This window comes from Streptomyces sp. NPDC050121 (assembly GCF_044460385.1).
Taxonomy (GTDB): Bacteria; Actinomycetota; Actinomycetes; order Streptomycetales; family Streptomycetaceae; genus Streptomyces; species Streptomyces soliscabiei.
This window is the reverse complement of sequence record NZ_JBITJV010000122.1, coordinates 1-1,139: the sequence shown is the minus strand read 5'-3', so window position 1 is coordinate 1,139 and position 1,139 is coordinate 1. Positions and strand designations below refer to the sequence as shown.

1 protein-coding gene is annotated in these 1,139 nt (G+C 70.9%); it reads left to right on the top strand.

Going from position 1 to position 1,139, the window contains the following annotated elements:
• Positions 1-174: 174 nt before the first annotated feature.
• Positions 175-1,139: alanine racemase (locus ACIBTS_RS49410; RefSeq protein ID WP_399328571.1), on the top strand; the 965-nt coding region annotated here is incomplete at its 3' end.

Genomic DNA, 1,139 nt, shown 5'->3' with positions numbered 1-1,139 from the left:
GGTGATCCCGCTCGCCGAGGCCAGGGGAAGAAAGCGACGAGAGCGGATCATCGCCCCCATGGGCCGCCGCCGGCCCGATGCGGCGCGGCCTTCGGGCCGCTCCACCGGCTGACGCGGTTCCCGGCCGCCGCTCACCGGGCCGGTCCACTGAACTACCGAGAAAGGGGTGCGGATGTGAGCGCACATGTGGCGTCCTGGCCGGACGTGAAATCGGCCGCCTCCGCGATGGCAGGTTTCAGCGAGGTCCGGATGGCCCAGCTGGAGCGGGCTACTCAGCACTTGGATCCGCCGTTCGCCGTGGTGGACCTCGATGCTTTCGACGCCAACGCAGGTGATCTGGTGCACCGCGCGGGCGGTCGCGCCACGATCCGCCTGGCCAGCAAGTCGGTCCGCAGCCGCGACCTGATCCAGCGTGTCCTGAAGCGCCAGGGCTACCGGGGCATCCTCGCCTTCACCCTGCCCGAAGCCCTGTGGCTGGCCGAGGACCACGAGGACGTGGTCATCGGCTACCCGACCGCGGACCGCACCGCGTTGCAGCAGCTGGCCAAGGACGAGCGGGCGGCCTCACGCGTCACCCTCATGATCGACTCCGTCGCCCAGCTGGACTTCATCGACGAGGCCGTCGGCGTGGCCCGCCCCCGGCTGCGGCTGTGCATCGATCTGGACGCCTCCCTGGAACTGGCCGGCGGGCGCATCCACCTGGGCCCCCACCGCTCCCCCGTGCACACCCCGCAGCAGGCCGTCAAGCTTGCCCGGGCGATCCAGAGCCGTCAGGGGTTCCACCTGGCCGGGGTCATGTCCTACGAAGGACAGATCGCCGGCATGGGGGACAACCAGCCCGGATCCCCTCTCAAGCGCGTCGCGCTGCGCGCCATGCAGCGCTTGTCGGCACGTGAACTGGCCGACCGGCGCGCCGCCGCGATCGCCGCAGTCGAGACCGTCGCCCCGCTGGAGTTCGTCAACGGCGGCGGCACCGGCTCCGTGGAGCAGACCTCGGCCGAGCACGTCATCACCGAGATCGGCGCGGGTTCGGGCCTGTACGGACCGGGGTTGTTCGACTTCTACCGGCGCTTTCGTCCCCGGCCCGCCGCCTACTTCGTCATGCCGGTCGTACGCCGTCCCACGGACAAGATCGCCAC